Raw genomic sequence first — 621 nt, forward strand, 5'->3', positions numbered from 1 at the left:
GGCTATAATGTAGTGAGTGGTTTTTTTACTTATATTAAAGAGAATTCGAATATAAGTAATCCATATTCCAAAATGTTAAAACATTTAAAGTACGATTCTTATAGAAAATTAGATTATAGTAAATATGAGAAAAATACACCCATATGGTTTTTGATTGAATATTTGCAATTTGGAGACTTATGTTGGTTTATTGAATTTTTTTATAATGAATATGGTTTTAAAGAGTATAAAGAGTTAAGTAAAACTGTTAGATTTGTCAAAAACATTCGAAATAAAGCGGCACATAATACTCCTATTTTAAACAACATTGTTTTAACAAACCAAATCGACGGGAATGATAAAAGCGTTCTAATCACTCAATTTGTAAAGGGATTGGGAGTGAATAAAAACTTATTAAATAAACGACTTAGGAATTATAATATACATGATATTTTGGCTATGCTATATGTGTATGACAAAATTGTGTTGAGTAAAAATATGAGGATTCACAGAATTAGGGAATTAAACGACTTTCTCATTCGAGCTAAAAGGTATAAATACATATATGATGAAAGGTTCGTGTCAGTTTATAACTTTTTCAAGCAAATACTTGAAAATTATTAAAAGATACACTACCAATAT

1 protein-coding gene is annotated in these 621 nt (G+C 26.4%); it reads left to right on the plus strand.

Annotation, left to right across the window (positions count from 1 at the left end):
* Positions 1-603 (plus strand): Abi family protein (locus BU038_RS12340; protein WP_142402612.1); only part of this gene is annotated, 603 nt, incomplete at its 5' end.
* Between the last annotated feature and the right edge of the window lie 18 nt (positions 604-621).

The sequence above is a fragment of the Staphylococcus simulans genome, assembly GCF_003043455.1.
In the GTDB taxonomy this organism is placed as follows: Bacteria; Bacillota; Bacilli; order Staphylococcales; family Staphylococcaceae; genus Staphylococcus; species Staphylococcus simulans_A.